General features: G+C 59.1%; 6 protein-coding genes. All 6 read left to right on the plus strand.

All coding sequences use genetic code 11. The annotated features are described in order from the left end of the window. On the plus strand, window positions 1–891 hold an 891-nt coding region (locus AC3B8H_RS18115; RefSeq protein ID WP_488442943.1), incomplete at its 5' end, for a chromate transporter. A 10-nt stretch (window positions 892–901) separates the two neighbouring features. Then, entirely contained in the window at window positions 902–1,645 is a 744-nt protein-coding gene (locus AC3B8H_RS18120) for a superoxide dismutase (RefSeq protein WP_488442944.1), read from the plus strand. A 331-nt stretch (window positions 1,646–1,976) separates the two neighbouring features. Next, window positions 1,977–2,444 carry a hypothetical protein gene (locus AC3B8H_RS18125; RefSeq protein ID WP_488442945.1) on the plus strand — a complete coding sequence of 156 codons (468 nt, stop codon included), beginning with the start codon at window positions 1,977–1,979 and terminating at the stop codon, window positions 2,442–2,444. A 287-nt stretch (window positions 2,445–2,731) separates the two neighbouring features. Further along, a complete protein-coding gene (locus tag AC3B8H_RS18130; protein ID WP_488442946.1) occupies window positions 2,732–3,862 on the plus strand; it encodes a S1C family serine protease in 1,131 nt (376 codons plus the stop codon). A 189-nt stretch (window positions 3,863–4,051) separates the two neighbouring features. Then, complete coding sequence (locus tag AC3B8H_RS18135; protein WP_488442947.1) at window positions 4,052–4,288, plus strand: TIGR02450 family Trp-rich protein; 237 nt, start codon at window positions 4,052–4,054, stop codon at window positions 4,286–4,288. 181 nt (window positions 4,289–4,469) lie between these two features. Beyond that, window positions 4,470–5,048: a DUF2452 domain-containing protein gene (locus AC3B8H_RS18140; protein ID WP_488442948.1), complete on the plus strand. Its 579-nt coding sequence runs from the start codon at window positions 4,470–4,472 to the stop codon at window positions 5,046–5,048. Window positions 5,049–5,343: the final 295 nt, after the last annotated feature.

Raw genomic sequence — 5,343 nt, forward strand, 5'->3', positions numbered from 1 at the left:
GCCGCCGCGTTCGTGGCCATATTCGCGCTGAATCTGCCATTTCCGTTGATTGTGATCGGCGCTGGACTACTGGGCGCCGCCGGCGGCAAATGGCTGCCGGCCAAGTTCGAGGTGGGCGGCGGTCATGGCGGCGCGAAAACCCATTTCGGACCGGCAGTAATAGACGACGACACGCCGACGCCGGGACACGCTTTGTTCAGGCGGTCGCGATTCTACCGTTTGCTCGCCGTGGGTTTGGCTTTGTGGGCTGGCGCGCTGGGCGCTCTATGCGCCAAATTCGGCTGGCAGGGCGGTCTGACGCAAATGGGCTGGTTTTTCACCAAGGCTGCCTGGCTGACTTTCGGCGGAGCCTATGCGGTGTTGCCTTACGTCTATCAGGGTGCCGTGGACACTTACCACTGGCTGACGCCGCAACAAATGATCGATGCGCTCGCGTTGGGCGAAACCACACCGGGGCCGCTGATCATGGTCAACACCTTTGTCGGCTTCGTCGCCGGTTGGGGGCAGGCTTGGTTCGGTCCGGACCGGCTGTTTGCCGCCGCTGCCACCGCCGCGATTGTCGTCACCTATTTTACCTATCTCCCCAGCTTTTTATTCATTCTGATCGGCGGTCCGCTGGTGGAAACGACTCACGGCAATTTGAAGTTTACCGCCCCTTTGACCGGAGTGACGGCCGCGGTAGTCGGCGTGATCGTCAATTTGGCGGTGTTTTTTGCGTACCACGTGTTCTGGCCGCGGGGCTGGAACGGATCGTTCGATGTTTTTTCCGCCGTTTTGAGCGCGGCGGCGCTATTAGCCTTGTTTCGATTCAAGCTAGGAGTGATTCACGTCATCGCCGCCGCCGCGCTGGGCGGCTGGTTGTGGCGCTTTTTGCTGGATTTTAATGACTAGGAGTGATGTTATGAATACCGATGCTTCCCGTCGCGAATTTATCAGTCTCGCCGCCGCTGGCGCCGCCATCGGTCTATTGACGCCAAGGACGACGCTGGGCGACGAAACCGATCCGGCTCCGCGGGTTGCCCTCCCCGGCGTTTTCGCCGCGGAACATACGCCGAAGCCCTTGAGTTTCGAACCCGCCAAACTCAATGGCTTGTCGGAAAAACTGATCCGTTCGCATTGGGAAAATAACTACGGCGGTTCGGTCAAGGCCTTGAATGCGGTGAAACAAAAGCTCTCGGTTTTCTTGGAAGATAGCACACTGCCGCCCTATCTCTATAACGACTTAAAACGTGAACATCTGTTGCGCACCGGTTCGGTCGTCCTGCACGAATTGTATTTCGACAATCTCGGTGGGAACGGTATTCCGGATAGGGCCTTGCGAAACCTGATCGGCTCGGCGTTCGGCTCCTTCGAAACCTGGGAAAAAGAGTTTCGGCGGATTGGTGCGGGTCTGAGCGGGGGATCGGGTTGGGTCACGCTGGGTTTAAACCTACACACCGGATTGCTGGAAAACTACTGGCACGCCGACCACCAGCATTCCCCGGCCGCGGCCCTGCCGATCCTGGTACTCGACATGTACGAACACTCGTACCAAATGGACTACGGCGCCGCCGCGCCGGCCTACCTCGACGCATTTTTTCGGAACATTCAGTGGGAGATCGTTGCCGCGCGTTTGGATAAGGCATTGAGAGCGTTGGTAAAATAATCTCCCTTCCGATTGGCGGTGCCGCCGGTTTCTCGCGCGGCCCAAAGCCGGAACACCACGAATGGGTTAACTATTCGCTGCGCCGAATTTGGCTGGCGCGCTAAATTTTCATTCCCGGCGCGCTTCACGCCGAATCGTTTCCGCCAAGACATTGCTTCGCGAACGGTATTGTTCAGCGATCGCATGGAATACCCTACGTGGGGAGGGTTTTCGAAACTCGGATTTGCGGTTATTGTTTACCCGCTGATAAATGTTGCTAGAGCATATGGTCAGCCAGGCCGGATTCGATCATTCGCTTATCCGCGCATTTCCAAGACAAACAGGAGTTATCATGAAAATTTTACCTACCCCATTTGTAACGGCCATACTGTTCGGCGCTGGGCTGAGTGCCGCTGACGCCGCGCAACAACCGAATTATTACGAATGTGTCGGGCGCGGGGCTAGCCTGACCCTCAGCGTCGGCAGTAAAGCGGAAGTCGGCATCTTGCCGGCTACCACCGCGCTAAACCTGGAACTGGGCAAGAAGAGCTATTCATTTCAGGAAGCCGACATCACCGTCGAATCGACCTTGATCGGCGACTTGTGGGAAGTGACTCTGGGTTTTATCCCGGATGTCAGCGTCGATCATGCTTCGCTGGTGATTCCACAGATCAATCTCGGCACCGCGCCTTACCGCTTCGCGAGCAAGCTGATTTTGACCCACGTCCGGACCCCATTCACCGGGGAACCGCCGGTTGGCGTCGTGAATGCTTCGAAATACATCGACCTGAATTGCACCGCGTCAGTGTTGTTCTACTAAACCCTAAGGCCCGCCTGCCGACCGAGCCCAAACCCGCGGCGCCGATTCGGCTGTCGGCTTACCGGGTTGGGGCGGGCCGATTTGGAGTTGGCTGTCCTGGGTTATAAGCGTTGGCCAGGTCGGTTTCGTCAATCAAAATTTAGCCTCCGCTTGAAATTTACCCTATTGCTCACCATGCTGTGGATGTGGGGCGGCTTGCCGGAGAGATTCAAGCCAGCCGCCCAGTGTGTAAACCCTAAATGGCGGTTCCCGTGGTTGGTTGCGGGAACCGCTCAGTGGAGGCCGACATGCAACATTCCCAGCATCCCCACTCGTCCGATCAATTCGTCAAACGCGTGTTCGCCGTCGGGGCGGTGGCGGCGGCGTTGATACTGCTGTGGCATTGGCGGCCGGAAGCGCCGACCGAGCCCGCGCCGGTCAGAACCGTCGCGGCGCGCGGCGACTTGGCGGCCGACGAGAAAAGCACGATCGAGCTGTTCGAAAAATCCCGCGATTCGGTGGTGTACATCAGCACCGCCGCGCTGGTGCGCGACGCCTGGACCCGCAATGTATTTTCGGTACCCAAGGGTACCGGCTCCGGCTTTATCTGGGACGAAGCCGGCCACGTGGTGACCAATTTCCACGTCATCGCCGGCGCCAACGAAGCCACGGTCAAACTGGCCGACGGCCGCGATTACAAGGCGGCGTTGGTCGGCGCCAGCCAGGTGCACGACATTGCGGTGTTGAAGATCGGCGTTGGCTTCAAGCGGCCGCCGCCGGTGCCGATCGGCACCAGCCGCGATCTCAAGGTCGGACAAAAAGTATTCGCGATCGGCAACCCGTTCGGCCTGGACTGGACCTTGACCAGCGGCTTGGTGTCGGCGCTGGACCGTTCGCTGGGCGGTCAGGAAGGCCCGGCCGTCGAGCATTTGATTCAGACCGACGCCGCCATCAACCCCGGCAACTCCGGCGGGCCGCTGCTGGATTCGGCCGGCCGGCTGATCGGTATCAATACCGCGATCTACAGTCCCAGCGGCGCCTCGGCCGGCATCGGTTTCGCGGTGCCGGTGGACACGGTGATGCGGGTGGTGCCGGAATTGATCAAGCAGGGTAAATACATCCGCCCGGCCCTGGGCATAGAAATCGACCAGCAAATGAACGAACGACTGGCGGCGCTGACCGGCACCGCCGGCGTTGCGGTATTGCGGGTGCAGCCCGGTTCGGCGGCCGAAAAAGCCGGTTTGCGCGGCGTGGAATTTTCGCCGAACGGCCTGATGCCGGGCGACATCATCGTTGCCATCAACGGCAAGGAAGTCGATTCCTTGTCAAAATTGTTCGCCCGTCTGGACGATCAGAAAGTCGGCGACGTCGTAAAAGTGCGGTTGGTCAACAACGGCCAGACGCGCGAAGTCGAAGTGACCTTGCAACCGGGGACTTGAGACTGCTCTCCGACCGGCGGTGGCTACGACTGGCGCGAGGGACGAGGTGGGCGTGCCGAACATGGAAGGCTCGCAACCGCCGTTTAAATAATCCGAGTCGGCGCGGGTGGCGCTTTGCCATCGTCGTCGCTCTCGCCAATTCGCGATCGGCTGGTAAGCTCGCAAGAAAAACTCCGCATTCCGCCAGCCATGACCGCCACCAAACCGCCCAAACTCAATCCGCGCAAACTGCTGCTCAGCAAATGGACCGCCGTACTGCCGCAAAACCAGGAAAAGCACTTCATCGTCAGCAAGCTGTTATGGCCCGACGATCCGGCCTTGCCGCTGGAGATGGTCGAACTGGAGGCGGTGTTCAGCAAACGGCTGCGAGTGCTGCGTTGGCGGGAGTTGCGGGACACCGGTATCTGGCGCCAGGGTTGGCATTGAGAGGCCGGCGGTGATCGAGGCGGCGCGGTTTTCGCGCGGAAAGGCGGCGGCCGAGAAATGACCACGCTACGCTTGATACATAGAGCCCTCTAGTCGCGGGACAGAAATCCCTAGGGGAAACGCGCGACGCGGGACCAGGCAATACGAACTTGAGTTTTTGACCCATCAACGGAAACCTTGAATGACCAGTTTGATCGTGAAATCGGCGAATCCGCAGGGTAAAGGGAGCGTGGCCTTGCTGGACAGTTTGCAGCAGGCCAAGAACCAGTTGGTCGCGCCGGCCAAAAACCTGCAGCAAATCAGCAGCGACCTGTTTACCTCGCTGTTCGTGTTAAACAGTCAAATTCGTTTCAAACCGACCGCCAAGCAAACCTATTGGCTGTATCTGAAAGACGGCGACTATCGGCTGTCGTTGATCGCGCCGGCGCAGTGGTCGCCGGATCGGTCCGGCCGCTTCGTCGGCGCTTGCGAATTGCAAGCCGACTTAACCTGGACCCTGGCCTTGTCCGACGATTGCGCCAACGACCGGGCATTCCTGCAAACGATCGCGGAACGCCGCCGGCAGCTGGAGCAGGCGCTGCAACAGGCCGAAAAAATCGACGACGTCTTGCCGGTCTATGTCGAAACCCTGCCGTATTACGCCAGAGTGCTGGCCTCGGCGTTGGCCTATTCGCTAAAGCAATCGATGCAAAAATCCGGGATTTTGGGCTTGAGCTTTCGGCAAGCCGAAAACCGGCGGCGGCTAAATCAACCAGAATAGAACCCGCTTGGTGGGGCGATCAATGGGTCGTGCGAGAGGATGGCATTGCCACTGCTACCGTATATTGCGCGCTTGCCACTTAAAAAGGCGGCATTGCCGTTTGAACCGCCGAGCGTCGCAGCTTGACCGGCAGCGGTCTGATCGCGACAGGCTAGGACGCGGTTTATACCGGCAACGTTCTTATCCGAACATGCAGCGCTGCCATCTAAACCTCCAAGCTTCTCCGCCGAACAGGCAGGCCTTTATGTTGAACACGCAGTCTTCCGTTATGAGCAGTCAGCGTTGATGGTTTGAC

The organism is Methylomonas sp. BG-2, assembly GCF_057766305.1.